We start from the raw sequence: 25,514 nt of genomic DNA on the forward strand, positions 1-25,514 counted from the left end.
AATAGATTTTTATATTCTGCAGAAGGTGAGGTGTATTTGTTTGAAATTGACCGCTTTAAGTTGTAATGATATGACATTTGTGTAGAATTTCATCCTAAAAAAGTACTCGAATTAAATGAATTCAGTAAAGTGCATGTTGTTCGTGAAGAAGCGTAAGTAAAGTTGATTGGATGTATTGATCAACAAAAACATTGAGGGGGATTTTGATATGACTACAAATGCTCAAAAGTACTGTGACGAACTTTATCGCCGAGTTGTTGAACGAAATGCAAACGAACCGGAATTTCACCAGACTGTCCAGGAAGTGCTTAGTTCTTTAGTTCCTGTTCTTAAGAAAAATCCCGAATATATTGAACTAGGAATTGTTGAACGGATTGTGGAGCCGGAGCGCCAATTTATTTTCCGTGTACCTTGGATGGATGACACTGGCAGGGTAAGAGTGAACCGTGGATTTAGGGTTCAGTTCAATAGCGCGATTGGACCATACAAGGGCGGCTTGCGCTTCCACCCGTCAGTTAATCTCGGAATTATTAAATTTCTCGGTTTTGAACAGACCTTCAAGAATTCATTGACAAGTTTACCGATGGGCGGCGGCAAAGGCGGCTCCGATTTCGATCCGAAAGGCAAATCTGATAACGAGGTTATGCGGTACTGCCAGAGCTTCATGACAGAGCTGTATCGTGATATCGGTCCTAATACAGATGTGCCAGCCGGTGACCTTGGTGTTGGCGGTAGGGAGATTGGCTACCTTTTCGGACAATATAAGAGAATAAAAGGCAGCTATGAAAATGGCGTTATAACTGGCAAGGGCATTTCATATGGCGGCAGCTTGGCTCGCCCGGAGGCTACCGGCTTCGGGATCGTTTATTTCTGCCAGGAAATGTTGAAGTCCAAAGGCACATCCCTTGAAGGCAAAACTGTAGCTGTATCAGGTTTCGGCAATGTTACCTGGGGAACAATAAAGAAGGTTACTGAATTGGGCGGCAAGGTTGTAACCATTTCAGGTCCTGACGGATATATATACGATCCTGACGGCATCAGTGGCGAAAAAATTGAATATCTGCTCGAAATGAGGGCGTCCTGCCGTGACCAGGTTAAAGATTATGCTGATAAATATGGTGTTAAATTTTTCCCGGGTGAAAAGCCATGGGGAGTTAAAGTTGATGTTATTATCCCTTGTGCTACTCAAAACGAAATTCTTATTGAAGATGCCAAAACGATTGTTGCGAACGAAGTGAAATTTGTTTGTGAAGGCTCCAATATGCCCTGCACTAACGACGCAATTAAATACTTCCTGGAACATGGCGTATATCTTGGACCGTCCAAAGCAGCCAATGCAGGCGGCGTAGCCGTTTCCGGTCTTGAAATGTCCCAAAACAGTATGCGGCTAGCTTGGTCATTTGAGGAAGTTGATGCTAAACTCAAAACGATTATGCTTAATATTTTTAAAAACTCCAGTAAGGCGGCTGAAGATTATGGCTTTAAGGACAACCTGGTTGTTGGCGCCAACATAGCTGGGTTTATTAAAGTCGCTGAAGCAATGAAAGCGCAAGGTTTGGTATAAAAGAATAAATGTGCAGTTAATCGGAAAGCAATGGGATATTCGAAGCCTAAGTCTGGCTTGAATATTCCCATTGTTTTTTGAGGTTGATCGATTTTGCAACCATCAATATCTGCTAAAAAATTTAATGAATCAGTCGGTAAAATTGTCCCCTACCGAGTAGTAAGGGACTTCGGTTATTTAAGTTACCCTCCGCAATTCAGTTGTGAGTCTTGTGGCAAAACAATGGCTCCACGCTATTAAAGAAATATACGATTATAGAGGGCGGATAAATATGAAAAGTATTAAAATAAAACTGATGCTTGCTATTGCAATTATGATGATTTTATCATTGACAGTTGTTGCGAGTTTTAGTTATTGGAAATCTAGTGATCTATTAACAGGGCAGACAGAAGATACTCTCAAAATACAGACCGATGCTATTAGCAAAGAGTGCAGTTTATGGTTGTCTGCTCGTCAGAGTGATATGGAAATGCTGGCGAATACTAGTGATTTAGTTTCTGGTAAGCCTGAAGCAGTTCTTTCGTATATTATACAGGAGGATAAAAGGCTTATTCTCTATGATGGAATATTTGTTTCCAATATAAATGGAGATGGGTTTTCTTCGAGGGGCTGGAAAGGATCTATTAAGGAAAGAACATACTTTCAGGACGTCATGAAAACTGGAAAAACTGTTTTTTCGGATGTACTATTAAATAAGTCTACCGGCAAATTATCAATTATCGTATCTTCTCCCATTAAAAAGGATGGAAAAGTGGTTGGTTTGGTTGGTGCCAATATTCCATTCAGTATTATTCAGGAACAGGTCAATGCAACCAAGGTTGGCGATACTGGCAGTAATTTTATGATTCAAAAAGATGGTTTTGTTATTGTCCATCCAAATACAGAATTAGTGATGAGCCTCAATCTTCTTGAGGATAAAACAATTTCAGCAGAATTAAGAGATATTGCTAAAAAAATGATACAGGGCGAAGCTGGCATTGCCAAGTATACCTACAATGGCATTGAACAGATTGCGGCCTATGCACCGGTAGCGGGAACAGATTGGGCGATTGCAGCCAATATGGAAAAGCGTGAAATGACAAGTCGTCTGAATTCTTTAATGATGATGTTTTTATTTTTAACGTTGATAAGCCTTATAGTTAGTATTTTTATTACATACAAAATAACGCTGCGTATTGTAAAGCCTATTGATGTTATACGACAGATATCAGAAAAGGTTGCAGGCGGCGATTTGAGATTAGAAAAATTAAATATTATTTCACAGGATGAATTGGGTCAGTTAGCTGGAAGCTTTGAAAAGATGACGACAAATATGGCAGCATTGATTCGTAAAATACAAGCTGGTGCTGAACAAGTAGCAGCTTCTTCAGAAGAACTGACAGCCAGCGCCGAACAGTCAGCTCAGGCTGTCAGTCAAGTTGCCGGCACTATTAGCGATGTGGCAAACGGCGCAGAAGAGCAATTAAAGGCAGTAGACAAAACATCGGCTGTAGTAGTGCAACTATCAGCCAGTATCCAACAAGTAGCGGCCAGTTCCAATCAGGTAGCCGAACAATCAGTTCAAGCTGCTGATAAAGCAAAAGAAGGTAGTTCGTCGGTAGAGAAAGCTGTTAGTCAAATGCTTCATATCGAGCAGACTGTCAACAATTCAGCAGAAGTTGTTGCTAAGTTAGGCGAAGGATCTAAGGAAATCGGGCAGATTGTCGATGCGATATCCGGTATTGCCGGGCAGACAAACCTACTTGCCCTCAACGCTGCGATAGAGGCCGCCAGAGCAGGAGAACAAGGAAAAGGATTTGCCGTTGTGGCTGAAGAAGTCCGTAAGCTTGCCGAACAGTCACAAGATGCAACCAAGCAAATTGCTGCTCTAATTAGTGATATCAAAAGAGACACAGAAAAGGCCGTTATTGCTATGGACGAAGGTACTCGTGAGGTCAAAGTTGGGACAGAGGTTGTCACTATGGCAGGACACACATTTAAAGAAATTGCAACATTGATAACGCAAGTATCGGAACAAGTGAAGTCGATTTCTGCTGCTATTCGACAGATGGCCAGTAGTACTCAACAGATTGTAGAAGCAGTGGAGGAAATCGATGAACACAGCAAAACAGCGGTTGGACAAGCCCAGACTGTGTCAGCGGCTACCGAAGAACAATCGGCCGCCATGGAGGAAATTGCTTCATCCAGCCAGAATCTTGCCAATCTAGCCCAGGATCTTCAGACCGCTGTCAGCCAGTTTAGACTTTAGTATTTTTTACGGGGCGTTCTTCCTCTTAATCAAACACCAAAGAGCTTGCTGACTCCCATAAGAGGGATAAGCAAGCTCTTTTCTTTAGGTTACTACTTTCAAAGGTTTCATATGGCGGGATTCGTTAGCCAATAACTGCCATGACTTCACCAGGTTTAACACTCTTGCCATTCGCTACATTCATCAACGTAACACAGCCACCAACCGGAGAAGTGATTTCATTTTGCATTTTCATGGCTTCAAGAATCATCAGAACATCGCCCTTTTTAACCGTATCACCTTTTTTAACGAGAACTTTAGTAATCTTACCAGGCATCGGTGCCTTAATTGCACTATCGCCTGCAGCGATTTCCACTGAAGCAGCAGCCTGAGCCGGAACCGTAACAGTAGGAGCAGCAGGAACAACCGCTTGACCGCAGGGAACAGCGGTAACAGACTTGATTTCTTCCTGTACCTCGACGTTATAGGAAGTACCATTGACAGTAACCCTAAATTTTCTCATTTCTATCGTCCCCACCTTTCTATCTAACCAGACGATTATTCATATTGTTTTGTCGGCCAGCATCTATCCAAACTCTATGAGTACGGTTAATCCGCACAGCAAGATTACCTTGCCTGTTTTCTCCATGCTTTGCGCCGCTATTGCCAAGCACTATGCCAATACTGGCACTAATTGCAGCAATTATTTCAGGAGTAATACCTTGTATCTCTTTCACATGCTTCACTGTCCTCTCTTAACAGCAATTACAGCGGAATGTTGCCGTGTTTCTTAGCAGGCCGATCTTCGCGCTTGCTTGCCAGCATCGACAGGGCGGTAATAATACGCGGTCTGGTTTCACTAGGCTCAATAACCAGGTCTACAAAGCCTCGTTCTGCAGCCTTATAGGGAGTGGCAAATTCCTCAACATACTGAGCGGTTTTTGCTTCTACTTCCGGGTCACCCCGGAAAATGATGTTAGCAGCGCCAGCTGGACCCATAACCGCAATTTCAGCCGAAGGCCAAGCTAATACCTGGTCAGCGCCTAGATCCTGTGAACACATTGCCAAATAAGAACCGCCATAGGCTTTTCGTGTAATCAAGGTTATTTTAGGTACTGTTGCTTCCGAGTACGCATATAACATTTTAGCCCCATGACGAATAATACCGCCATATTCCTGGTCAGTACCAGGCAAAAAACCAGGCACATCTACAATATTAAGCAATGGAATATTAAATGCATCGCAAAAACGAATAAACCTAGCCGCTTTGTCTGAGGCATTGATGTCCAGGCAACCGGCCATGACTGCCGGTTGATTGGCAATAATACCTGTCGTCTGCCCATCAAACCGTGTAAAGCAAGTGATTATATTGGCAGCATAATGCGCATGCACTTCGTAAAATTCGCCCTTATCCACAAGCATTTTTATAACTTGTTTCATATCATAGGGCTGATTTGAATGTTCGGGAACTATCGTGTTCAGTCCAGGCTCAATGCGATCTGGGTCGTCGCCGGTTGCAACAATAGGCGCTTCTTCCAGGTTGTTGCTGGGTAAAAAACTCAGCAGATAGCGAACCTTTTGCATACAATCGTCATCGTTCTCCGCCGCAAAATGAGCTACACCGGATGTAGAATTATGGGTCATTGCACCACCTAATTCCTCGGCGGTAACCTCTTCAGCCGTAACCGATTTGATTACCTGCGGACCAGTAATAAACATCTGACTTGTATTCTTGACCATAAAGATGAAGTCAGTTAGGGCAGGCGAATAAACTGCCCCGCCGGCACATGGCCCCATAATGACTGATATCTGCGGAATTACGCCAGAAGCCAGCGTATTGCGATAAAAGATCTTGCCATAGCCAGATAGTGCGTCCACAGCCTCTTGTATCCGCGCACCACCTGAATCATTGAGACCAATCAGCGGCGCTCCCATTTTTAACGCCAAATCTTGTACTTTGACAATTTTAGCGGCATGCATTTCACCAAGTGAGCCACCGATAACGGTGAAGTCTTGCGCAAATACATAGACCAACCGGCCATCAACAGTACCATAACCGGTTACCACACCTTCTCCGGGGGATTCTGTGGCTTCCATCCCAAAATTGGTGCACCGATGCTTGACAAATTGATCCAACTCGACAAAGGTACCAGGATCAAGTAATTTTTCTATCCGTTCACGGGCAGTCAACTTGCCTTTGTCATGTTGCTTTTCAATCCGTTTTGCGCCGCCGCCGAGTATTACCTTTTGTTGAATCTTTTTCAAATGGTTTATTTTTTCCTGAACAGTAGCCATAACACACCTCCAGATGACGATAAGCTTTATCTATGACATTAAGACATCTTTAATGTTCAACTATTTACGTTCTGATAGTTCGAGTAAAATACCACCCGTGGCTTTGGGATGAACAAAAGCAATGCTTGCACCGCCTGCACCGTAACGTGGCACTTCATCAATCAACCGAATGCCTTTTGCTTTAAGGTCTTTTAATGCATTTTCGATGCTATCGACGCGTAAGGCTACATGTTGTATCCCTTCGCCTTTCTTTTCAATAAATTTTGCAATGGGGCCATCAGGCGTAGTCGACTCCAGCAGTTCTACCTCACTGTCACCACTGGGAATAAAGCAAACCTTTACTTTTTGCTGCTCAATTACTTCTTCTCCCTGAGTCGTCATACCCAAAATATCAGTGTAAAACTTTTTAGCTGCATCCAAGTCTTTCACCGCAATGCCAATGTGATCTACTCTGAGTACTTTAAACATAATAGGTTCCTCCTCCGTAACTCTTTATCTTAGACACTCTGCCAAAATAATGCTTGCGATGGTGTATGGATCTTTTTCACGCCGTTCAATGCTGGCTACCAACGAATCAAATTGTCCTGATTCACTCATTTTCTTAACTACATAACGCTTGATACGCTCTTCCATCAGTGACAGCAATTCATTTTTTGCCCGCATACTACGGCGTCGGTGCAGCTCCCCGGATTTATTTAGATAATCTATATGATCATCAATAGTAACCACCAATTCATCAATACCGTTTCCGCTGCTAGCCACCGTTTTCTTTATGGGCGGTCTCCATTTTATGTCATCTTGATTGAGAACAAGCATCATTTCCAGTTCACTGTTAAGCCGTTCCGCACCCTCATGGTCAGCTTTGTTAATAACAAAAACATCACCAATCTCCAGGATTCCCGCCTTAATGGCCTGAATGTCGTCACCAAGTCCAGGAACCAGTACAACCACCGTAGTATCGGCCGCTTTTACAATATCAACTTCCGATTGTCCTACCCCCACGGTCTCGATAAAAATCACATCTTTACCGAAGGCATCCAGAATGGCGACAACATCGGCCGTTTTGCATGATAAACCGCCTAGACTGCCTCTCGTTCCCATGCTGCGTATAAATACACCCTCATCAAGAATCAATTCATTCATGCGGATGCGGTCTCCCAGAATAGCTCCGCCGGAAAACGGGCTAGTCGGGTCTACAGCGACAATACCGACAGTTTTTCCTTGTTGCCGGTATTTCTTTGCTAATTTATCAGTAAGCGTACTTTTCCCTGCCCCCGGTGGGCCGGTTATACCAATAACCAGTGCCTTACCTGTTCGCGGGTAAAGCTGCTGCATCATCGCGGCCGCTTCAGAAGATTCGTTTTCCACCATAGTAATTGCCCGCGCCAGGGCACGCTTTGAGCCAATTAATAATTCGGCAACTACGTCCACTGGAATTAACACCACCTCATGAGCAAGAACTACTTCGCTCAGTGTTTTGCTGCGACATTCGTCTTAATATATTCCACAATGCTAGCAGTGGAAGTACCTGGCGTGAAAACTTCAGCGATACCCGCCTTTTTTAAACCGGGAATATCCGTATTAGGAATTACGCCGCCGCCAATAACAAGTATATCATCCATCTCCCTATCATTTAGAAGATTTACGACTTTAGGAAATAGTGTGTTATGGGCACCTGATAACAGGCTTAATGCTATTACGTTAACGTCCTCCTGCATGGCTGTTTCCGCAATTTGTTCCGGAGTTTGCCGCAGGCCTGTATAGATTACTTCAAAACCGGCATCACGCAGAGCACGGGCTACGACTTTTGCTCCACGATCATGGCCGTCAAGTCCGGGCTTAGCTACTAATACTCTAATTCTTTGTTCCATCATTGTCCCCCTACCTCTTTTCACCTACAGAAAGTAAAACATATGGTTACATTAAAAATTGATTAATAAACGTACGTACACTCATATATCCCATGATAGCAACAACAAGAACACCGCTAACGGTCATCCACATAGGATGTTTGTATTCACCGACAACTTTTTTATTATAAGCCCCAACTAATATCGAAGCCAAAGCTAACGGCAATATAAACCCATTAATTGTCCCCACGACCACAAGTACCTTAACCGGCTGACCAACCATAACAAAAACAATTGTCGAAAAAATAATAAACCCAATTATTATTTTGCTATAATATTCATCAACTTTCTTGCTAAAAGACTTTAAAAAGGATACAGACGTGTAAGCACAGCCAATAACCGAAGTAGTACCTGCTGACCATATTACAATACCGAACAACTTATAGCCTATGTTTCCTGCTGCAGCTTGGAAGACGGAGGCAGCCGGATTCGCCGGATCTATAAAATGGCCATGTACGATAACACCAAGAGCACCTAAGAAAAGAACTACACGCATAACACCGGTGATTAAAATACCGCTTATGGCGCTTCGCGTTGCCTGCGGAATAAATTTTAGGCCCTTGATGCCAGCGTCCAAAAGCCGGTGCCCACCGGAAAATGTTATATATCCGCCTACACTGCCACCAATGAGTGTGATCAGCGCTACTATATCAATTTGATCAGGCACAAAAGATTTAACAACCGCTTCGCCTACTGGCGGCATAGCTGCTATGGCGACAAATACAGCCAAAAGAATCCTAACAATACCAAAGCTACTTACAAAGCTGTCCATGATTTTGCCTATTTGTTTAAAACAGAAAATAGATAAGGCAATGATACCGCTAATGATTGCTCCTGCTTCAATTGGTGTGCCAAACAAAACATTGAGCCCCAGTGACGCTCCGGCGATATTGCCAATGTTGAAACATAAACCACCCATTACAATTAAAATTGAAATAAAATAACCTAACCCTGGAAGGACTGTATTCCCAATTTCCTGGCCACGCATACCGGAAGCAACGATAATTCTCCAAACATTGATCTGAACCAAAATATCAATTACTAACGATGCCAAGATTACAAAGCCAAAACTGGCTCCCGTTTTTTGAGTGAACACAGTGGTTTGCATCAAAAATCCCGGGCCAATTGCCGTGATGGCCATCAAAAAAATAGCGCCGAGATAGGATCCTTTAAATCTATTCTCTACTTTACTCTCACCCATTTGCTGATCACACTCCTCAATTATTTGATATTAAATGGTTGCAGCTTGATAGCTTGATACATTAACTTTCGGCTATAACGTACCTGTAGGCGGTGATTTTATTCTTTTTTACGAACTTTAATTTCATAAATTAAAAACTTGTGGTTATCTGTCTGTTTTTCCGAGAAGCACCTTCACTTTACAGGCTTACGTGCGCTTCGTATTCACCAAATACCTTACGCATGACACCGCAGATTTCGCCAAGGGTTGCATATACCTTAACCGCTTCAAGGATAAACGGCATGAGATTTGTTTCTTCTTCCCCAGCAGCTTTCTCAAGCATGGCCAATTTTGCTTTGACTGCTTCATTATCACGTTTGGCACGAAGATCAGCCAGCTTTTGTTTCTGTAGTTCGCCAACAGAGGAATCCACCCGGAGCAAGCCTTCTACTGGCTTTTCTTCTATCTGGAACTTATTGACGCCAACAATAATCCGTTGTTGGGCCTCAACCTCCATTTGCCATTTGTAGGCGCTTTCCTGAATCTCTCTTTGAATATAACCTTTTTCAATGGCAACAACCGCACCGCCGAGTTCATCAATTTTTTCAATATACGCCATGGCCTCTTGCTCAATCTTATCGGTAAGCGCTTCTATAAAGTACGAGCCTGCTAACGGGTCAACAACATCAGCCAGCCCACTTTCATAGGCAACAATCTGTTGAGTCCTTAAAGCGACCCGTACGGAATCTTCCGTAGGCAATGCCAATGCTTCGTCTTGTGAATTAGTATGTAACGATTGGGTACCGCCAAGAACAGCCGCTGCGGTTTGTAAGGCGACACGGACGATGTTGTTAGCAGGCTGCTGGGCTGTAAGCATGGAGCCTGCAGTCTGGGTGTGAAACCGAAGCATCATGGATTTGGGGTTAGTCGCACCAAAACGCTCTTTCATGATTCTGGCCCATATGCGGCGGGAAGCACGGAACTTAGCTACTTCCTCCAACACGTTGTTATGAGCATTCCAGAAGAAGGACAGCCTTCCTGCGAAATCATCCACATTCAAACCAGCCTTAATAGCCGCATCTACATAGGCAATCCCATCCGCAATCGTAAAGGCAATTTCTTGTGAGGCCGTCGAACCGGCCTCACGAATGTGATAACCCGAGATAGAAATGGTATTCCAATTAGGAACATTTTTCGAACAATATTCAAAGATATTGGTAATCAGGCGCATAGACGGCTTGGGAGGAAAGATATATGTGCCGCGAGCCGCATATTCTTTCAGAATGTCATTTTGAATAGTGCCCTTAATCTGACTGAGACTTACGCCTTGTTTTTCCGCAACCGCAATATACATAGCCAAGAGGACGGAAGCCGGGGCATTAATCGTCATGGAAGTAGATACCTTACCGAGGTCGATGCCACTAAACAATATTTCCATATCGGCCAACGAATCGATGGCCACGCCAACTTTACCTACTTCGCCTTCGGCGATTGTGTCATCCGAATCGTACCCAATTTGCGTAGGCAGGTCAAAAGCACAGGACAAACCGGTGGCACCTGACTCAATCAGATAACGGTAACGCTTATTGGACTCTTCAGCTGTCGAAAACCCAGCATACATTCGCATAGTCCAAAACCGGCCACGATACATGGTAGGTTGTACACCCCGGGTATAGGGAAAATCACCCGGAAATCCAAGCTTACTCTCATAATCAAAGTTTTCGAAATCAAGCGGGGTATAGAGTCTATTGTACGGCAGATTTTTACGTTCAGGATTTTTCACAATTACTTTTTCAACCTTGGCGTCATACGCCGTCTGTTTGGCTTGTATTGATTCATCAGACATTTTTTCTCCTTTAAAGTAACTAATCGTTGTTGCCTAAACTTCGCTATGTCAATCCGATAATTTCAGAAAAATAGATGACCGTAACAAGATCCGATCGATTCATTATTTTTTTAAAAGCGCTACGATACCATGCAAGAAATTCATCATTGGTGTTCAGCTTATGATTCTCCCCTTTTAATTCCCGGCCAGTTAGCAATCCAATGGGTTTTACAAGCACTTTATCAATATAGGCAGTATATACTTTTGTCCTTTTTGTATAAATATCGCCAAAGGTAATATTTATGACCTGACCTTCCCTATACCGGTCTGTTATGTCTCCGTAACGAATCGTACATACCGAATTTCGCTCTTGCAACGCATTATATGACTCAGTCAAAGTAAAGTTTATGGCTTGCATTAATCGCACCTCAATACACTGACTATTCAGATATTTTTTAGACGCTAAACGCTCTAACTATGATTCCGTCCTGAACTAATCTTGTTCTAATTGCCTTGATCATATCAACTGCGCCGGGGGTATCACCATGAACACAAATGGTCTGTGGTTTTAACACCACATCAAAACCATCAATTGTTTGTACTTTCCCATTCATAATCATGGTAAGCACTCTGTCAGCAACCGCTTGGGGATCATGGATAACCGCTCCCTGCTCGCGTCGCGGTACTAGTGTACCTTCTTTCGTATAAGCCCTGTCAGCAAAAGCCTCTTCAACATATTTGACCCCCACGGCTTGCGCGCCTTGAACCATCATGGAACCACATGAACAAACCATGTAAAGATTTGGGTCTACCTCTTTTATGGCCTTGGCAATGGCAGCAGCCACCTTGCTATCCTTCTCTGCCATATTATAGAGCGCCCCATGAGGTTTAACATGCTGCAACGTAAGTCCTTCTGTTTTACAAACTCCCATTAGGGCACCAATTTGATAAACTACATCAGCGTATATTTCTTCATGCGATGCCGCCATTACCCGCCTGCCAAACCCTACTAAATCGGGAAAGGAAGGGTGAGCCCCAATAGCCAGATTATATTTTTTAGCTTTCTTGATTGTGTGTACTATATTATTCGGATCAGATGCATGAAAACCGCATGCTACATTAATTGAAGTAACATAAGGCATAGCCGTTTCATCATGGCCAAGAGTATAAACCCCAAAACTTTCTCCCATATCACAATTTAAGTCAATCCTCATAGCTAACGACCTCCTAGTAGAATTTTTTCTCAAAGAAGCTGACTATTCAAGTTCTCTTCCCTTTGATTCCGGAATGAGGAAAATGGTAGCTCCTGCAAGTATATAGGCATCAGGATTTACTGACGCGTTTACTTAAAATATCGATAAGTCTTCATCATGAGTGTCGCAGATAAACATATAGCCTGGAGCATGAGTAATCATCAAATCAGGTTTTACCCTCATCGCCACTGCTTGGGGAGTAACGCCGCAAGCCCAAAAGACCGGGACTTCGCCCTCGTTTATCGTCACCGCATCGCCAAAATCCGGTTTGTTAATATCTCTTATACCAATACGTTCCGGAGAACCAATATGGATGGGAGCGCCATGGACAGCAGGAAAGCGGGATGTTACCTGAGTGGCACGGACCACTAGTTCTGCAGGAATCGGGCGCATACTGACAACCACGGGGCCGGAGAAAATTCCCGCCGGTTTACATTCAATATTCGTTATATACATCGGAACATTGCAGTTTTCTTCAATATGCCGCACAGGTATCCCGTTTTTTATCATCGGTGTTTCAAAGGTAAAACTACATCCCAGCAAAAAAGCTACCAAATCGTTATTCCAATATTTCTCTAAGTCGAGCACTTCTTCATATAATTGACCTTTTTTATATATCCGGTATTTAGGTATATCGTAACGCAAATCTGCTCCTGGTGCGACCAGCTTAGGTTCAGGCGAACCTATCTCTGTTACATCAAGAATCGGACAAGGCTTAGGATTACGTTGAGCAAACAGTAAGAAATCATACGCCAATTCTTTTGGCAAAATAGCTAAATTGGCCTGGGTATAACCCTGCGCGATACCAGCAGTCGGCCTCACTAACTGTTTTTTCCGGATTAAGTTTCTCACATCTTTGGGATTCATAGAACCTAAATTCTCCATGCATAACTCCCCTCTCTTCTCAGCACCATAATCCAAACCAGATCAAGTTCTCACCGCTAGTACTCTTCTACTTGAACTGTATACCCCTGGTTCTCGATAACAATGTTAAACTGCCGGACACTTTCGGAAACTAGTTTTTGTGGCTGAATACTGCGGGCAATATTTTCGTATGATTGCTGCTCTGCTTGTAAAGCATTTACTGCTTCTTCTTCCGAACATAACCGGAAACGCACTTCATCACCTGGCTTGGCTTGGGCCAACTTTAACAAATCCGGACCGATAACGGCACCTATTTTTGCGTATCCACCTGTTGTTTGACGGTCGGCCATCATGATAATCGGCATACCATGTGCAGGTACTTGGATAGCGCCGAAAGGCAATGCGTCAGAGACGATATCGGCTTTGTCAATATGCGCAATTTTAGGACCTTCCAACCGATACCCCATACGGTCAGCCTCATCCGTAATTACATATTCACTTTTCAACAAGGTCTCTATCGCCTCTGCTGTAAACATATCGTCCTGCGGCCCTAAAAGAATGCGTAACGTTATGCTTTGTTCGTACTGGGGAACATAATCGACCTTCAGATTTCCCGCCTGAACTTCGGCTTCGGTGTCGTTTGCAACATTCAATACATCACCTTGACGAAGAGCTCTGCCTTCCAAGCCACCAACTTTCGCGCGTGTATAAGTAGAACGGCTACCTAATACACTAGGTACATCAATTCCGCCGCGAACCGCAAGGTAGGCTCTACAGCCTGTCACAGCATACTCAAGTTTAAGTTCACTGCCTTTTTGTACAACAAAGGCAGACCAGTTTTTAACACTTACACCATCCAACTTTGCTTGCATATCAGCACCACAAAGGGCAACAAGCTGACTCTCATCAAACTTAAAGGAAGCACCAAGTAACGTCATTTCAATAGCAGCAGCATTCGCTTTATTGCCAACTAATAAGTTGGCAACCCGATAAGCATAGCGATCCATTGCTCCTGCCACCGGCATACCATAGGCTTGGTATCCCCAACGTCCACTATCTTGAATTGTCGAAAAAAAGCCTGGGTTTATTGTTGTAAACATATCGTCACCCCCTCTGCAATTCCGTAACGTCAGGACTATAGGTACCTGCATCCACTTGTTTACGGATTTGGTGAAATTCATCTACAGATATAGATTTAAACTGCAAATAATCACCTGCGGAAAATAAGAACGAATTAGCAACAGCTGAATTAAAGGCTTTAATTGGTGTGCGCCCAATCAGGCGCCACCCTCCTGGGCTTTCAATAGGATAAAAGCCAGTTTGACTACCTGCAATACCAACAGATCCGGCTGGAATTTGCACTCTGGGCTTGTCCAAGCGCGGTGCAGCTATTTTCGGCGACATGCCCCCAAGATAAGGAAACCCTGGTGTAAATCCAAGCATATATACCAGATAAGGAGTGGACGAATGGATACCCACAACTTCATCAGCAGAAATTCCGTTGTACTCTGCTACAAACTTTAAGTCAGGGGCAAACTCCTCCTGATAACAAACGGGAATATGAACAATATTGGCTATTTCCTTTTCCTCTCCCGATTGTAATGCCTGAGTTTCGGATATCAGCAAGTCCTCGATTTGTGTAATCAATTCTTCTCGCTTCATACTAAGTGGATCAAAATAAACAAGCAATGACCTATAAGTTGGCACAATTTCAAGAATTGCCTTGTTGGCTTTAGCCATTAAGCCTTTTGCCAGCTTATGAACCTTACTGTTGATTGTTTTATTAACTTCCTTACCAAATTCCACAACCAACCCTTGCTCGCCCGCATGGAATAACTCTACGCCATTCATCTTTTCACCAACTTCCTATATATATTGCAGCTCAAATTTTGATATTGTATTATACTACACGACCATATCAGGAAACGCACAAGGATACTATAAAACCCTGTGCGTTTTCCATCATACGGCTTAAACAACGTACAATATTTATCAGGAGAAAACGCCTTTTTACTGCCTTGAACATGCTACTACTTTATAGACGCAATACCTAACTCTAATGCTTGTTTATTCATCTTTTCTGTTCCTTTTGGTACGCGTGCCAGCACAGCTTGCTCCAATGCTTTGAGGCTTACAGCCTTGGTAAGCTTAGCTACGATTCCTAACGCAATGATATTGGCAAACAAATCGCGCCCAAGTTCTTCTTTGGCCATCTGCGTAATCGGTATCGAATACACCTTTTTAAATTGAGCAGGTACTTCTTTTACAAATGTACTGTCAACAACAAGAATGCTGTCTTGGTTAAGATCGACGCTATATTTAGCAAGTGCTTCCTGCGTCATAGCCAACAGAAAATCAGGTTTTTCTACTTTGGGATAATAAATCGTTTTGTCACTGATAATAACTTCCGATTTACTTGAGCCGCCACGTGCTTCCGGCCCGTAAGACTGTGACTGCACTGCTTCCTTGCCGTCACCAATAGCTGCCTCCGCCAGAATAATACCAGCCAAAATCAGCCCCTGTCCGCCAGAACCGCTTAACCGAAATTCCATCATATTACTTACCACTCCCCATTGCCCGCTGAATTACCTTCTGGTACTCAGTCACATATTCCGGACCTTCGCCCTGGTACAATACGCCAATTGGGAATTTCCCCTCAATCTGGGTCTGATCCAGTTTTGCCATTGCCTCTACCATAACGGCATGATCTTTCTGCCACTTCATCATTTTGGCTGGACCACCCATTTTGTTTTGGCGTCCAAAGGAGATTGGACATGCGGAAACTGCTTCAACAATAGCAAATCCCTTATGACTGATTGCCTTAGCAATGAGATCAGTGAGCAGGGTCGCATGGTATGTCGTTGCTCTGGCAATAAAAGTGGCCCCAGCCCCCTTGGCCAGTTCATACAAATCAAACGGCCTGTCAACATTGCCATAGGGAGCGGTGGTTGCCATACTCATATGCGGTGTCAACGGCGAGTACTGACCGCCGGTCATCCCATAAATGCTGTTATTATAAACAACAACAGTAAGATTGATATTGCGGCGAGCAGCGTGAATGAAATGATTACCGCCAATGGCAGTAGCATCACCGTCGCCTGTGAGCACGATTACGTTATGCTCTGGTTTAGTCAGTTTGACGCCGGTTGCAAAGGGAATGGCTCGTCCATGCGCAGTATGTAGAGAATCAAAGTTTAAATATCCTGATGCACGGGACGAACAGCCAATGCCTGATACAATTGCCGTCTTATCCTGGTCAAGCTGCAGTTTATCAATTGCTCTGGCAACACATGCCGTAACAATACCATTACCACAACCCGGACACCACATATGCGGCAATCTCGGTCGATAATATTTCGCTAACAAATTTTCCATAATGTTCTCCCCCCTTAGCGGATTGCTTGGATAGACGCAAGCATTTCGCTTGGTGTAATCGGCTCGTTATTCCATTTTGCCAGAGAAACGACTTGCGTTTTGCCGTTTATAATCTGGCGCACCTCTTTAACATATTGACCATGATTCATTTCAGCTACAATAACGGCCTTGACTTTATCAGCCAAACGTAAAAGTTGTTTTTCCGGCGCCGGCCAAATCGTAATCGGACGGAATAGACCAGCCCTAATTCCCTGCGCCCGAGCACTTTCGATTGCGGCATAAGCACTGCGCGCAGTACCGCCAAAAGCAACTACGGCTATTTCAGCGTCATCAAGATTGAATTCTTCGTATTTCATTATATCGTCAATATTTTTTGTGATTTTAGAATGAAGCCGGTCAATAACCTCGTTAGTAACAGCGTTACTGCCTGTTGGAAAACCAGTGTAATCATGAACCAGACCGGTTGTATGAAAACGGTAGCCATCACCATAAGCCGGCATCGGCGGAACACCATCTTCATCTGGTTTATAAGGTAAAAATTCACTAGGTGGAAGTGTCGGTTTCTTTCGATTAATAATCATTTGCTGATTACTATCCGGCATCACGAATTTCTCCCGCATATGACCAATTATCTCGTCTAAAAGGAGAACAACAGGAGTACGATACTTTTCAGCAAGATTAAAGGCATCAATTGTAAGCGTAAAAGTTTCGGGAACACTTGACGGACTAAGAGCGATTACGCCTCTGTCACCATGCGATCCCCAGCGAGCCTGCATAACATCACCCTGAGCAGGAGACGTTGGTTGACCGGTGCTTGGACCGGTGCGTTGTACATTTACAATGACACACGGTACTTCTGCTATGGATGCATAGCCGATGAGTTCCTGTTTAAGTGAGAAGCCTGGACCACTAGTTGCAGTCAAAGACTTAGTTCCGGCGATAGAACTACCAATAACGGCAGCCATACCGGCAATCTCATCTTCCATTTGAATAAAGGTACCACCAACCTGTGGAAGTCGTTTGGCAAGCAACTCAGCTACTTCCGTCGAAGGAGTAATAGGGTAGCCGGCAAAAAACCGTGCTCCCGCTGTTATAGCTCCTTCGGCACAAGCTTGGTTGCCCTGCATTAACACTGCTTTAGCCATTGGATTGATTCCTCCTAATTACTTTTTTCTAACAAAAATGGCATAGTCCGGACAACGCAACTCACATTGACCACAACTAACGCAATCCTCTTCACGAGCGACATTCACTTTGCCTAGTTCATTTAATTCGAGAACCTGTTTCGGACAAAACTCTATACAAATGCCACAGCCTTTACAGTGTGAAACAGTCGTTTTCAATTTCATCATCTTCACCTCCTCTTCGTGAACTAAAAACTAGAGTATGCATTTTCACAGATATGTAATACATTATTATGTATACAGCATGATGTATTACATATCTGTGAAAACGAAAGCCCCTACTATAGCACATTCCTATTAACTCTTATCAGTCTCAGCGGATTGTGATCTCCGGACTATAAGAACCTGTTTCAACCTTGCTGAAGATTTCGAAAAATTCGTCTACAGATATTGATTTGAATTGCAAGTAATCGCCTGCGGTAAACAAAAATGGATTGAGGTTTTCCGGATAAAATGCCCTTAACGGCGTGCGCCCGATCAATCGCCACTCTCCGGAACTTTCAACCGTGTAAAATCCGGTCTGCCTGCCAGCAATTCCCACTGAACCAGTTGGAATTTTACTTCTTACTTTTTCCAACCGCGGAACCACAAGTTTGTCATCCAGTCCTCCTAAATAAGGAAATCCTGGAGTAAATCCTAACATGTAAATCAAATACTGTCTTGATGTATGGATGTTTATTACTTCTTCTATCGATAATTTTGTCCGGCGAACCACATAATCAATATCCGGACCAAAGACGCCTCCGTAACATACGGGAACGTGAATCACCCTTCGTGTAATCGCTTGTATTTCCCCATTACCTAGTTGGGTTAAAAATTGTCTAATACCGAGGGTCAACTCATCCCGAGTAATCTGTAATGGATCAAAGTAAACGATAATTGACCGGTATGTTGGTACAACCTCTATGATTCCCTTCATTTCCCAACTGTTAAGAACCTCTACTAACTGCTGAACAAGTCTGTTAATTTTAACAGTGATCTCATCGCCAAAATCAATAACCATTCCTTGTTCACCTGCAACCAATATTTTTGCATTCCTAACGTAATCGTCCATTAGTTATACTCCTTTGTTAACAGAGTTTCTAAATTTATCACTGTCGAAACTTTGATAACATTCAGAATTTTAACAGCAAACGGGTTCCATTAAATTAATTTAATTGCAGCATTCCGGTATTTGAATACGCTAGACATCTTTCGACATTTATAATATCATTAATTAAAAGTAATTGTAAAATTGAAAGATTAAATACGCCTATTCAATTTTATTGAAGGTCGTGATACAATGGAAATTCGTCAGTTGAAAACCTTTATTAATATCGTGAAATTAGGAAACTTCTCTCATGCCGCCCAATTTTCAGGATATACACAATCAACAATAACCACTCATATTCAGTTACTTGAAAAAGAATTAAATACGCTTTTATTTGAACGATTTGGTCAACAAATTTCACTTACGGATGATGGTCAACATCTTTATGACTACGCAGAAAAAATCATAAAACTTGAAGATGATGCAAAAAATGCTTTGAATAAATCCAATATTCCGTGTGGACCACTAATTATCGGCATACCTGAATCATTATGTGTATTTAGGATGACCTCTTTGCTTAAAGAATATAGTTCTCTTTATCCAGATGTCGAATTGAAGATAAAATATGGCACTAGTAATGATTTTCGTATTTTATTGCGAAAAAAAGTAATGGATCTTGCCTTATTTCTTGAACCTTCAATAATCGATCCCGACTTGACAAATACTCCTCTCTGGCCGGAACCAATTGTCTTTGTAACCTATCCTAATAATGAGCTTACTAAACTTACTGAGCTACATCCTAAAATGCTAAATGATCAAACCCTGGTACTAGTTGAATCTGATAGCAATTATCGAATTCTTTTAGAAAAAACACTGCAAAAAGAAGGTGTGCACCTAAAAACAGTTCTTGAAGTTGGACAAATACAAGCAATCAAACAACTTATTATGCAAAACTTTGGCATAACTTTATTGCCACTTGTTTCAGTAGCAAAAGAGGTTGACGCAGGAGAACTGGTTTTGTTACCCTGGAAAGGGCCGGACATTAACGTCACCGCATTTTTAGTTCATCATAAAGACAGATGGGTCAATCACCCTATGAAAGCTTTCGTAAAGCTGCTTCAGGAGCGGCTCATAAATAACCGCGCATAATGGTAATTCCTGGTTTTCCACTAGTCGCAATGTCTAGTAAAAACAAAACCAACAGATAAATGTGTATTGCCATCCTGACAAAAATCAAGCCTTCCAGGCAAATGCCTGGAAGGCTTGATTTTACTGGAGCGGGCAAAGGGATTCGAACCCTCGACCCACGGCTTGGGAAGCCGGTACCACTTATTTTTTAAACAATTATCAACAGGGGATTTGCTTGATTTATAAGGGTTTACAGCACTTATGACAATATACATAATTACATATATTACCATGAATGACGGTTATTTTACGTTGTTATCTAGTCTTTTCCATCCTGTTGCAGAAACATTGCAGAAACTTTTTTCACTCTTCTACCCTTTACAATTCTAGGTTTCTCAAGGGTTTCTGTAGTTGGTTTCTGTAATAAATTCGATAGTTTCTCTGCCGTTTCCTTATCAGTCTGAGGAAAGATGTGAGCATAGGTTTGCATTGTAAAAGAGTATGATGAGTGTCCAATCCGTTTAGATATGTCTTTTGGATTGACGTTCTGTTTTACCAGTAAGCTAACATTAGTATGCCTTAAATCATGTACACGTACACTTTTGGTGATACCTGCTTTCTCCAGTAGTTTATCAAAGAATCTATTGAAGTTATGCGGATCAGGTCTTTCGCCGTTTCTATTGGAAAACACATAATCAGTTTCACCAATGAACTCCTTATGATGCTTTAGTAATTCCATTACTTCTACAGGTAGCGATATAGTCCTCTTACCTGCATATGACTTTGTATCGTCATCCTGATATATCTTGTTATTACTATCTTTAAGTAATGTTTCTGCAATTGTTATAGTGCTGTTCTCAAAGTCCACATATTTCCACTTCAGTCCAAATAATTCAGACCTGCGTAAACCACCGTACACTGCGACAACTAATGCAGGATAATAACTAGGATTAATACTTTTGTTAATCTCGCCATTCTTTTTAATATTGTGCTTACTTGCTATATCAAGAAGCTTTAAAACTTCTTCGACTGTCAATATGTTAATCTCTGGTTTTACTGCTTTTGGCTTACTGCAGACTGACGCAGGATTATAACTTAGCATCCTTTGCTTTACCGCATGATTCAGTATGTTATGTATGATTCTGTGAAAGTGAATAACTGTATTAGGACTTATAGGCTCTTCATGTTTCTCTTGATCTTTGCTACTGTGTTTTTTGTTTGAGTTAATCCCCAGTTTATCATCATAGAATTTATTAAGTTGAACTGTAGTTATCTTCTGCAAAGCTGTTTCGCCAATAGAAGGATTAATGTGTTTGTCCAGGTACATTTTCCATCCTGATATAGTAGTAGGCTTTTTACCTTCCCTTTGCTTGTCCTTAAGCCAAATATCCGAAAACTCTGCAAAGGTTATTTTATCAGTTTCTACATGTATTCCCTTTCGTACCTCGTCACGTTTTTGTAGCAACCACGCCGAAGCTTCACCCTTGGACTTAAAAGTTTTACTTAACCTTTGTCCGTCAATCATTATTTGAGCTTCAACATACTTTAAAACATACTCTTCGCCGTTCTTACGTTTTTTCTTAACTTCTTTATCATAGATTGTTCCTTCGCCATTCAAGCGGCCTTTCTTTCGTTTGGACATTAGATAACACCTGCCTTCCATTACCATTATAATCGTTTCTGCAATAAAAGACAAGGGTCGTTATTCGTTGTTATTTAAGATTATGTGTAGGTAATGGTTTGCGCAAGGTAGGCATGCGAAGTTCCTTTTGAAATACACACCTTTCTAAATACTCGTACCACCTAGAGCTTCATATGAGTCCAATATATGTTGCAACGCGGCTTTTTCTTCAGCAGTTATTGTTCTATCTTTATAATATTTTTCACCTTCACATCTCAATATTGTCTTTTGGGATGCTATTACCGCTTTAACTATTTTAGCTTTTTCTGAATCAAGTGGCACATCATACCATTCCGATATACCATTTCCATAAACAACGTCTCTTTTTACCTCATTATAGTTTGTTGTGATAGTAAACGTAGTTTCATCTGTTTTAATAGTATATTTCTTTATAAATAACCAATCATCTGAACCAAATTGGATTCTAAAACGCAACCACGGATTACCAGTTTTGCTTTTCCCAATATATGCATAGAAATCAGTTTCGTTTGAATAGTTTGATGTTGAGTTATCATAATACCAAGTAATATCTTTTACCTCATCATATTTTGTCCTTGTATAACTTAATGCGCTTGCTAGTCTAGCTTTCTTTTGTTCTGCTTCCTCGGCTCTTTTTTTATCTTCTTCTGCTTTACGTTGTTCCTCTTTTGTTTTATCTTCTTTTTCTTGTTGTATTACTTTATCAATTCCGTCTATCATTTGCTTACCTTTAAGTGTCTCAGGTGCTTCTGGATATTTTGATAATAATTCACCAAATACATTTTTGGCTTTCTCATAATCTTTATTTTTATATACTGATTCAAGTTGTTGATATAAGACAGCCGCTGACGTTTTTTCTTTATTGCTTATTGTAGTATTTTGCTTGGGAATTATTAATTGAAGAATTATAAATCCATAGACAAAAGTGGCTAATACCATCTTCCATGGGGTTTTAGACCTATAACCTGGAATCTTGCGCCAAAAAGGTAACGCATTTGCAACGCTATCTTTTGGTTTGGAATCAAGAGGAACATCGTTTAGCTGCTGGATTGAACTATCCTGTTTATCTAATTTACAACCACACTTGCAGCAAAAGGTAAAGTCATCTTGATTAGTTATATCGCATTTTGGACACCTTATTTCATTCGACATAGATTAAACTCCCTTACAAATTACTACTTTAGTTACATTATATGCCTATGATTCGCTGCTTTTTGTAATTTCTGATAACTATTTTTCATCTGAATTATTTATTGGCACCTTTTCGCTCACAAGGTTTGCCTCGCTGTTTTTTTCAATTGAGTCAACAATGCAAACACTACTTAAAAATATTGCTCCAATAAGAACGCAAACCAACCCTTCAATTTCATGAATAGCACTTTTTGATCCAATAAACATTAATACACCAAAACAAAATGCAATAAAACATAATACCGACATAACTACTTTCATGATATACCCTCTCCCTTAATTTTTCCAAATAGTTACTCTAGCTTCATCATACGCCTGTCCATATGTCACAATTTGTAATATCTTATACTTATTCCCACAATATCATTAAAAAGTCCAGGGCTAACCATATTATAGTAGTTAGCCCCGCCTTAAGTTATATCGTAAGTTTTAAACCTTGTTCTCCTATTTTAATCGAATTGAATATTACGGGTTGGGATAACAGGTATTCTTTTACAAACCTTAGTGCATCTCTGGGATTCTTCAATGTCTCTTTATCAGATACCCCATTCCAATCTATCCAGGTTACTACACTGTCAACTAGTCGATTTTTACTAGCAGTAACATATGGATAATGTTTTTTAGTACCTCTAGTAATAATCACCGAGTCTATTGCTACAGGTTCGCTCAATAGATAATCATAAACAAATGCTTTTGCTCCATCTAAAGCATCGAAGTCAGCAGAATGGCTCATGCAGTCCCCGGCTATCCACGTAACGTATATCATCATATACAGCTCTCCAATACATACAGTTTTTTTTCAGAACTAACACTTGAAGTTACTTATTGACCACTCTCCTAAACTCAGACCCAGCTTTAAATACTGGGCTCCTATGTTCAGGCACAAATATACTCTCGCCATTTTGAGGGTTCCTCTTTTTCTGTCCGCCTTTGAATTTACTCGTAAATATTCCAAAACCCAAAATCTTTAGTCCTTCTTTAGCAGTTACTTCAGGAATGCTATCAAATACTATATTGATAACTTCCTCTGCCAAAACCTGAGAGATATTATATTTCTCGCTCAGGTACTTTTTGAATTTTACTTTGGTCATCATTTGACATTCCTCCTAGTTTTCTTCTGATTATCCGACTGTAGTTTTCTTACCCTCCTTAACTTCTTTTTTATAAAAAAATAAAGAACAGACAAGTTATATGTCTGTTCTTATCTTTTCTATATGGTTTTTTTGTTCTAATTACAAGCGAATTTGTTCTAAGTGAATTTAGATTTCTCCCGATTGATGCTATTGTTAAAATTAATTTATATACAGTTTGCCAATGAATAATGCACTGCATAAAAATCACTCCTGCTGACAGTATATTATAAAGTTCCACATTATTCAATACCTTATGATATTAATTGCAGGAGTCTGCAGCAGCCCTCTCGATTATCTTCTGTATTACTTTATTGTCACTTATATAGTTCATCCATGAGTCTTTATCTTTGGGATCAACTGAAGCTATTCCCAAAGACTTTCTCTGCATACTATAAAGTTCCACAGCTTCATAACAGTATTTTCTATTGTTTCCATCTATGAGCAGAACCATTGAATAATAATTGCTGTCCTGCAGATATTCCCTTGCTGATGCTTTAATTATTCCGTTGGGTTCCAACTGAATTGAATCTATATCTACCCACGAGGAATTATCTACTTGCTTCCAACTCTCGGCATGACATATGGCGCATCCAAAGATGACTACAATTATTATCGCTAGTAGTCCTATACGCTTCATAGCGGATCACCTCTGAGCATTATTTGCTTTAGATATTCGCTACAGTTCTACTAATTCCTTCCATATTCATACTGAGTACGACATTAGATATTTCTAGTGAATTTTTTCTATAAAATTTTTGGAGAAGTTAGTTCATAAAGTTACTTCTGTTTTGCCTATCGAAAAGACACCCGTACCCCCTTGTGGGCATGACGGCATAAGTTATCCCCCCCCATATTTCAAGTGATTTTCTATGGGCAGACTCAGTCGCTGCTATACGAGCGCGTAGCTCTCCAGGACTTCGACAATTGGTCTGGAGATGACACCGCGTACCCCCCACAATATACATATGTCCATACATAATAGAAAAGCAAGGGTTTCCCCCTGCTCCCTCTTATAGTCCCGCTACTGTCGCTTCATACTCCTTGACTCTCTTATAGAATGTAACCTTCTTCATCCCTACTAGCTCCATAGCCTTGACTGCAGTGATATCCCCGGCCTTCCATTGCTTGTATATAGCTACAAAGTTGTCATCTATACGGTACTCTTGAGGTCTGCCGTATGCTCTACCTTCAGCCAATGCAAGGTCTATTCCCTCGCGTTGCCGTTCCTTGCTGCACTCACGCTCAAACTGATAGATAGCTGCGAATACTCCAAGCTGTAACCGTCCTGTAGGTGTAGTAGTATCAATGTTTTCCTTGAGGCTAACAAAGCCAACCTTCTTAGATGATAGTTCATCAATGATCTTAAGTAAGTCCAGCATGTTCCTGGCTAATCTGCTGAAGCTCTCGACATACACAGTGTCACCCTCACGAGCATAATCAAGCATAGCCTTTAGTTCCGCTCTGTTGGTATCCTTGCCGCTAACCTTTTCCTCATATATGCGTTCTATGTTATGCGACTTCATAGCTTCTAACTGTCTGCCTGTGTTCTGATCCTTAGAGCTAACTCTTATGTACGCTATGTTCATTATGTTCCGCCCCCTGTGTTCTTATCTCTTGTACTCATTATAGCAAATGTGTTCATTAATGTCAATTATTATAGTGAACGTTTATTAATTTAATTTTAAACATAAGTGA

The 25,514-nt window shown here is 41.5% G+C and carries 28 protein-coding genes; 3 read left to right on the forward strand and 25 right to left on the reverse strand.

Annotated elements, in window-relative coordinates; all coding sequences use genetic code 11:
* The first annotated feature begins 208 nt into the window (after positions 1–208).
* Complete coding sequence (gene gdhA, locus ACZ449_RS21835; RefSeq protein ID WP_464258163.1) at positions 209–1,564, forward strand: NADP-specific glutamate dehydrogenase; 1,356 nt, start codon at positions 209–211, stop codon at positions 1,562–1,564.
* 271 nt (positions 1,565–1,835) lie between these two features.
* Complete coding sequence (locus tag ACZ449_RS21840) at positions 1,836–3,812, forward strand: methyl-accepting chemotaxis protein (RefSeq protein ID WP_464258164.1); 1,977 nt, start codon at positions 1,836–1,838, stop codon at positions 3,810–3,812.
* A gap of 124 nt (positions 3,813–3,936) precedes the next feature.
* Here the strand turns inward: ACZ449_RS21840 and ACZ449_RS21845 are convergent, their stop codons facing one another.
* From ACZ449_RS21845 to pxpB (ACZ449_RS21930), 18 genes are all read right to left on the reverse strand, one after another.
* Complete coding sequence (locus ACZ449_RS21845; RefSeq protein WP_464258165.1) at positions 3,937–4,314, reverse strand: biotin/lipoyl-containing protein; 378 nt, start codon at positions 4,312–4,314, stop codon at positions 3,937–3,939.
* Positions 4,315–4,333: 19 nt separating this feature from the next.
* Positions 4,334–4,528 carry a hypothetical protein gene (locus ACZ449_RS21850; protein WP_464258166.1) on the reverse strand — a complete coding sequence of 65 codons (195 nt, stop codon included), beginning with the start codon at positions 4,526–4,528 and terminating at the stop codon, positions 4,334–4,336.
* Between the two features lie 28 nt (positions 4,529–4,556).
* Positions 4,557–6,086, reverse strand: a complete 1,530-nt coding sequence (gene mmdA / locus ACZ449_RS21855; RefSeq protein ID WP_464258167.1) for a methylmalonyl-CoA decarboxylase subunit alpha — start codon at positions 6,084–6,086, stop codon at positions 4,557–4,559.
* A gap of 60 nt (positions 6,087–6,146) precedes the next feature.
* Positions 6,147–6,554: a methylmalonyl-CoA epimerase gene (gene mce / locus ACZ449_RS21860; RefSeq protein ID WP_464258168.1), complete on the reverse strand. Its 408-nt coding sequence runs from the start codon at positions 6,552–6,554 to the stop codon at positions 6,147–6,149.
* 24 nt (positions 6,555–6,578) lie between these two features.
* Positions 6,579–7,517 (reverse strand): methylmalonyl Co-A mutase-associated GTPase MeaB, encoded by a 939-nt coding sequence (gene meaB, locus ACZ449_RS21865; protein ID WP_464258169.1) that lies wholly within the window; start codon positions 7,515–7,517, stop codon positions 6,579–6,581.
* Between the two features lie 38 nt (positions 7,518–7,555).
* Entirely contained in the window at positions 7,556–7,957 is a 402-nt protein-coding gene (locus tag ACZ449_RS21870; RefSeq protein WP_464261915.1) for a cobalamin B12-binding domain-containing protein, read from the reverse strand.
* 46 nt (positions 7,958–8,003) lie between these two features.
* Positions 8,004–9,197 (reverse strand): NRAMP family divalent metal transporter, encoded by a 1,194-nt coding sequence (locus ACZ449_RS21875; RefSeq protein WP_464258170.1) that lies wholly within the window; start codon positions 9,195–9,197, stop codon positions 8,004–8,006.
* A gap of 178 nt (positions 9,198–9,375) precedes the next feature.
* Positions 9,376–11,022 carry an acyl-CoA mutase large subunit family protein gene (locus tag ACZ449_RS21880; protein WP_464258171.1) on the reverse strand — a complete coding sequence of 549 codons (1,647 nt, stop codon included), beginning with the start codon at positions 11,020–11,022 and terminating at the stop codon, positions 9,376–9,378.
* A gap of 43 nt (positions 11,023–11,065) precedes the next feature.
* A complete protein-coding gene (locus ACZ449_RS21885) occupies positions 11,066–11,419 on the reverse strand; it encodes an ASCH domain-containing protein (protein ID WP_464258172.1) in 354 nt (117 codons plus the stop codon).
* 37 nt (positions 11,420–11,456) lie between these two features.
* Complete coding sequence (locus ACZ449_RS21890; protein WP_464258173.1) at positions 11,457–12,215, reverse strand: LamB/YcsF family protein; 759 nt, start codon at positions 12,213–12,215, stop codon at positions 11,457–11,459.
* A 132-nt stretch (positions 12,216–12,347) separates the two neighbouring features.
* A complete protein-coding gene (locus ACZ449_RS21895) occupies positions 12,348–13,139 on the reverse strand; it encodes a putative hydro-lyase (RefSeq protein ID WP_464258174.1) in 792 nt (263 codons plus the stop codon).
* 56 nt (positions 13,140–13,195) lie between these two features.
* A complete protein-coding gene (locus ACZ449_RS21900) occupies positions 13,196–14,218 on the reverse strand; it encodes a 5-oxoprolinase subunit C family protein (protein ID WP_464258175.1) in 1,023 nt (340 codons plus the stop codon).
* Positions 14,219–14,222: 4 nt separating this feature from the next.
* Positions 14,223–14,969, reverse strand: coding sequence for a 5-oxoprolinase subunit PxpB (gene pxpB / locus ACZ449_RS21905; protein ID WP_464258176.1), 747 nt, complete (start codon positions 14,967–14,969; stop codon positions 14,223–14,225).
* Positions 14,970–15,148: 179 nt separating this feature from the next.
* Complete coding sequence (locus ACZ449_RS21910) at positions 15,149–15,673, reverse strand: 2-oxoacid:acceptor oxidoreductase family protein (protein ID WP_464258177.1); 525 nt, start codon at positions 15,671–15,673, stop codon at positions 15,149–15,151.
* Position 15,674: 1 nt separating this feature from the next.
* Complete coding sequence (locus tag ACZ449_RS21915; protein WP_464258178.1) at positions 15,675–16,493, reverse strand: 2-oxoacid:ferredoxin oxidoreductase subunit beta; 819 nt, start codon at positions 16,491–16,493, stop codon at positions 15,675–15,677.
* Positions 16,494–16,507: 14 nt separating this feature from the next.
* A complete protein-coding gene (locus ACZ449_RS21920) occupies positions 16,508–17,638 on the reverse strand; it encodes a 2-oxoacid:acceptor oxidoreductase subunit alpha (RefSeq protein WP_464258179.1) in 1,131 nt (376 codons plus the stop codon).
* 18 nt (positions 17,639–17,656) lie between these two features.
* Positions 17,657–17,842, reverse strand: a complete 186-nt coding sequence (locus tag ACZ449_RS21925; protein ID WP_464261916.1) for a 4Fe-4S binding protein — start codon at positions 17,840–17,842, stop codon at positions 17,657–17,659.
* Positions 17,843–17,990: 148 nt separating this feature from the next.
* A complete protein-coding gene (gene pxpB, locus ACZ449_RS21930; protein WP_464258180.1) occupies positions 17,991–18,731 on the reverse strand; it encodes a 5-oxoprolinase subunit PxpB in 741 nt (246 codons plus the stop codon).
* A gap of 228 nt (positions 18,732–18,959) precedes the next feature.
* Between pxpB (ACZ449_RS21930) and ACZ449_RS21935 the strand changes: the two genes are divergently transcribed.
* The gene (locus tag ACZ449_RS21935) at positions 18,960–19,856 is read left to right on the forward strand and encodes a LysR family transcriptional regulator (protein ID WP_464258181.1); all 897 of its coding nucleotides are present in this window, start codon (positions 18,960–18,962) and stop codon (positions 19,854–19,856) included.
* A 298-nt stretch (positions 19,857–20,154) separates the two neighbouring features.
* Here the strand turns inward: ACZ449_RS21935 and ACZ449_RS21940 are convergent, their stop codons facing one another.
* From ACZ449_RS21940 to ACZ449_RS21970, 7 genes are all read right to left on the reverse strand, one after another.
* On the reverse strand, positions 20,155–21,477 hold the full coding sequence (locus ACZ449_RS21940; protein ID WP_464258182.1) for a tyrosine-type recombinase/integrase: 1,323 nt from the start codon (positions 21,475–21,477) through the stop codon (positions 20,155–20,157).
* 144 nt (positions 21,478–21,621) lie between these two features.
* Positions 21,622–22,647, reverse strand: coding sequence for a hypothetical protein (locus tag ACZ449_RS21945; protein ID WP_464258183.1), 1,026 nt, complete (start codon positions 22,645–22,647; stop codon positions 21,622–21,624).
* A gap of 78 nt (positions 22,648–22,725) precedes the next feature.
* Entirely contained in the window at positions 22,726–22,947 is a 222-nt protein-coding gene (locus tag ACZ449_RS21950; RefSeq protein ID WP_464258184.1) for a hypothetical protein, read from the reverse strand.
* A gap of 154 nt (positions 22,948–23,101) precedes the next feature.
* Entirely contained in the window at positions 23,102–23,455 is a 354-nt protein-coding gene (locus ACZ449_RS21955) for a hypothetical protein (protein WP_464258185.1), read from the reverse strand.
* 49 nt (positions 23,456–23,504) lie between these two features.
* Positions 23,505–23,780: an HU family DNA-binding protein gene (locus ACZ449_RS21960; protein ID WP_464258186.1), complete on the reverse strand. Its 276-nt coding sequence runs from the start codon at positions 23,778–23,780 to the stop codon at positions 23,505–23,507.
* Between the two features lie 298 nt (positions 23,781–24,078).
* On the reverse strand, positions 24,079–24,456 hold the full coding sequence (locus ACZ449_RS21965) for a hypothetical protein (RefSeq protein ID WP_464258187.1): 378 nt from the start codon (positions 24,454–24,456) through the stop codon (positions 24,079–24,081).
* Positions 24,457–24,829: 373 nt separating this feature from the next.
* Positions 24,830–25,405 (reverse strand): recombinase family protein, encoded by a 576-nt coding sequence (locus tag ACZ449_RS21970; protein WP_464258188.1) that lies wholly within the window; start codon positions 25,403–25,405, stop codon positions 24,830–24,832.
* Positions 25,406–25,514: the final 109 nt, after the last annotated feature.

It is taken from the genome of Desulfosporomusa polytropa, assembly GCF_055380075.1.

Coding starts and splice junctions, on each gene's coding strand:
- ACZ449_RS21900 (WP_464258175.1), bottom strand. CDS start 14,218: ATGTTTACAACAATAAACCCAGGCTTTTTTTCGACAATTCAAGATAGT.
- pxpB (WP_464258176.1), bottom strand. CDS start 14,969: ATGAATGGCGTAGAGTTATTCCATGCGGGCGAGCAAGGGTTGGTTGTG.
- ACZ449_RS21895 (WP_464258174.1), bottom strand. CDS start 13,139: ATGGAGAATTTAGGTTCTATGAATCCCAAAGATGTGAGAAACTTAATC.
- mce (WP_464258168.1), bottom strand. CDS start 6,554: ATGTTTAAAGTACTCAGAGTAGATCACATTGGCATTGCGGTGAAAGAC.
- ACZ449_RS21950 (WP_464258184.1), bottom strand. CDS start 22,947: ATGAAAGTAGTTATGTCGGTATTATGTTTTATTGCATTTTGTTTTGGT.
- ACZ449_RS21840 (WP_464258164.1), top strand. CDS start 1,836: ATGAAAAGTATTAAAATAAAACTGATGCTTGCTATTGCAATTATGATG.
- ACZ449_RS21925 (WP_464261916.1), bottom strand. CDS start 17,842: ATGAAATTGAAAACGACTGTTTCACACTGTAAAGGCTGTGGCATTTGT.
- ACZ449_RS21935 (WP_464258181.1), top strand. CDS start 18,960: ATGGAAATTCGTCAGTTGAAAACCTTTATTAATATCGTGAAATTAGGA.
- ACZ449_RS21920 (WP_464258179.1), bottom strand. CDS start 17,638: ATGGCTAAAGCAGTGTTAATGCAGGGCAACCAAGCTTGTGCCGAAGGA.
- pxpB (WP_464258180.1), bottom strand. CDS start 18,731: ATGGACGATTACGTTAGGAATGCAAAAATATTGGTTGCAGGTGAACAA.
- ACZ449_RS21965 (WP_464258187.1), bottom strand. CDS start 24,456: ATGAAGCGTATAGGACTACTAGCGATAATAATTGTAGTCATCTTTGGA.
- ACZ449_RS21890 (WP_464258173.1), bottom strand. CDS start 12,215: ATGAGGATTGACTTAAATTGTGATATGGGAGAAAGTTTTGGGGTTTAT.
- ACZ449_RS21940 (WP_464258182.1), bottom strand. CDS start 21,477: ATGTCCAAACGAAAGAAAGGCCGCTTGAATGGCGAAGGAACAATCTAT.
- ACZ449_RS21880 (WP_464258171.1), bottom strand. CDS start 11,022: ATGTCTGATGAATCAATACAAGCCAAACAGACGGCGTATGACGCCAAG.
- mmdA (WP_464258167.1), bottom strand. CDS start 6,086: ATGGCTACTGTTCAGGAAAAAATAAACCATTTGAAAAAGATTCAACAA.
- ACZ449_RS21955 (WP_464258185.1), bottom strand. CDS start 23,455: ATGATGATATACGTTACGTGGATAGCCGGGGACTGCATGAGCCATTCT.
- ACZ449_RS21875 (WP_464258170.1), bottom strand. CDS start 9,197: ATGGGTGAGAGTAAAGTAGAGAATAGATTTAAAGGATCCTATCTCGGC.
- ACZ449_RS21885 (WP_464258172.1), bottom strand. CDS start 11,419: ATGCAAGCCATAAACTTTACTTTGACTGAGTCATATAATGCGTTGCAA.
- ACZ449_RS21845 (WP_464258165.1), bottom strand. CDS start 4,314: ATGAGAAAATTTAGGGTTACTGTCAATGGTACTTCCTATAACGTCGAG.
- ACZ449_RS21870 (WP_464261915.1), bottom strand. CDS start 7,957: ATGGAACAAAGAATTAGAGTATTAGTAGCTAAGCCCGGACTTGACGGC.
- gdhA (WP_464258163.1), top strand. CDS start 209: ATGACTACAAATGCTCAAAAGTACTGTGACGAACTTTATCGCCGAGTT.
- ACZ449_RS21945 (WP_464258183.1), bottom strand. CDS start 22,647: ATGTCGAATGAAATAAGGTGTCCAAAATGCGATATAACTAATCAAGAT.
- ACZ449_RS21960 (WP_464258186.1), bottom strand. CDS start 23,780: ATGATGACCAAAGTAAAATTCAAAAAGTACCTGAGCGAGAAATATAAT.
- ACZ449_RS21910 (WP_464258177.1), bottom strand. CDS start 15,673: ATGATGGAATTTCGGTTAAGCGGTTCTGGCGGACAGGGGCTGATTTTG.
- ACZ449_RS21915 (WP_464258178.1), bottom strand. CDS start 16,493: ATGGAAAATTTGTTAGCGAAATATTATCGACCGAGATTGCCGCATATG.
- ACZ449_RS21970 (WP_464258188.1), bottom strand. CDS start 25,405: ATGAACATAGCGTACATAAGAGTTAGCTCTAAGGATCAGAACACAGGC.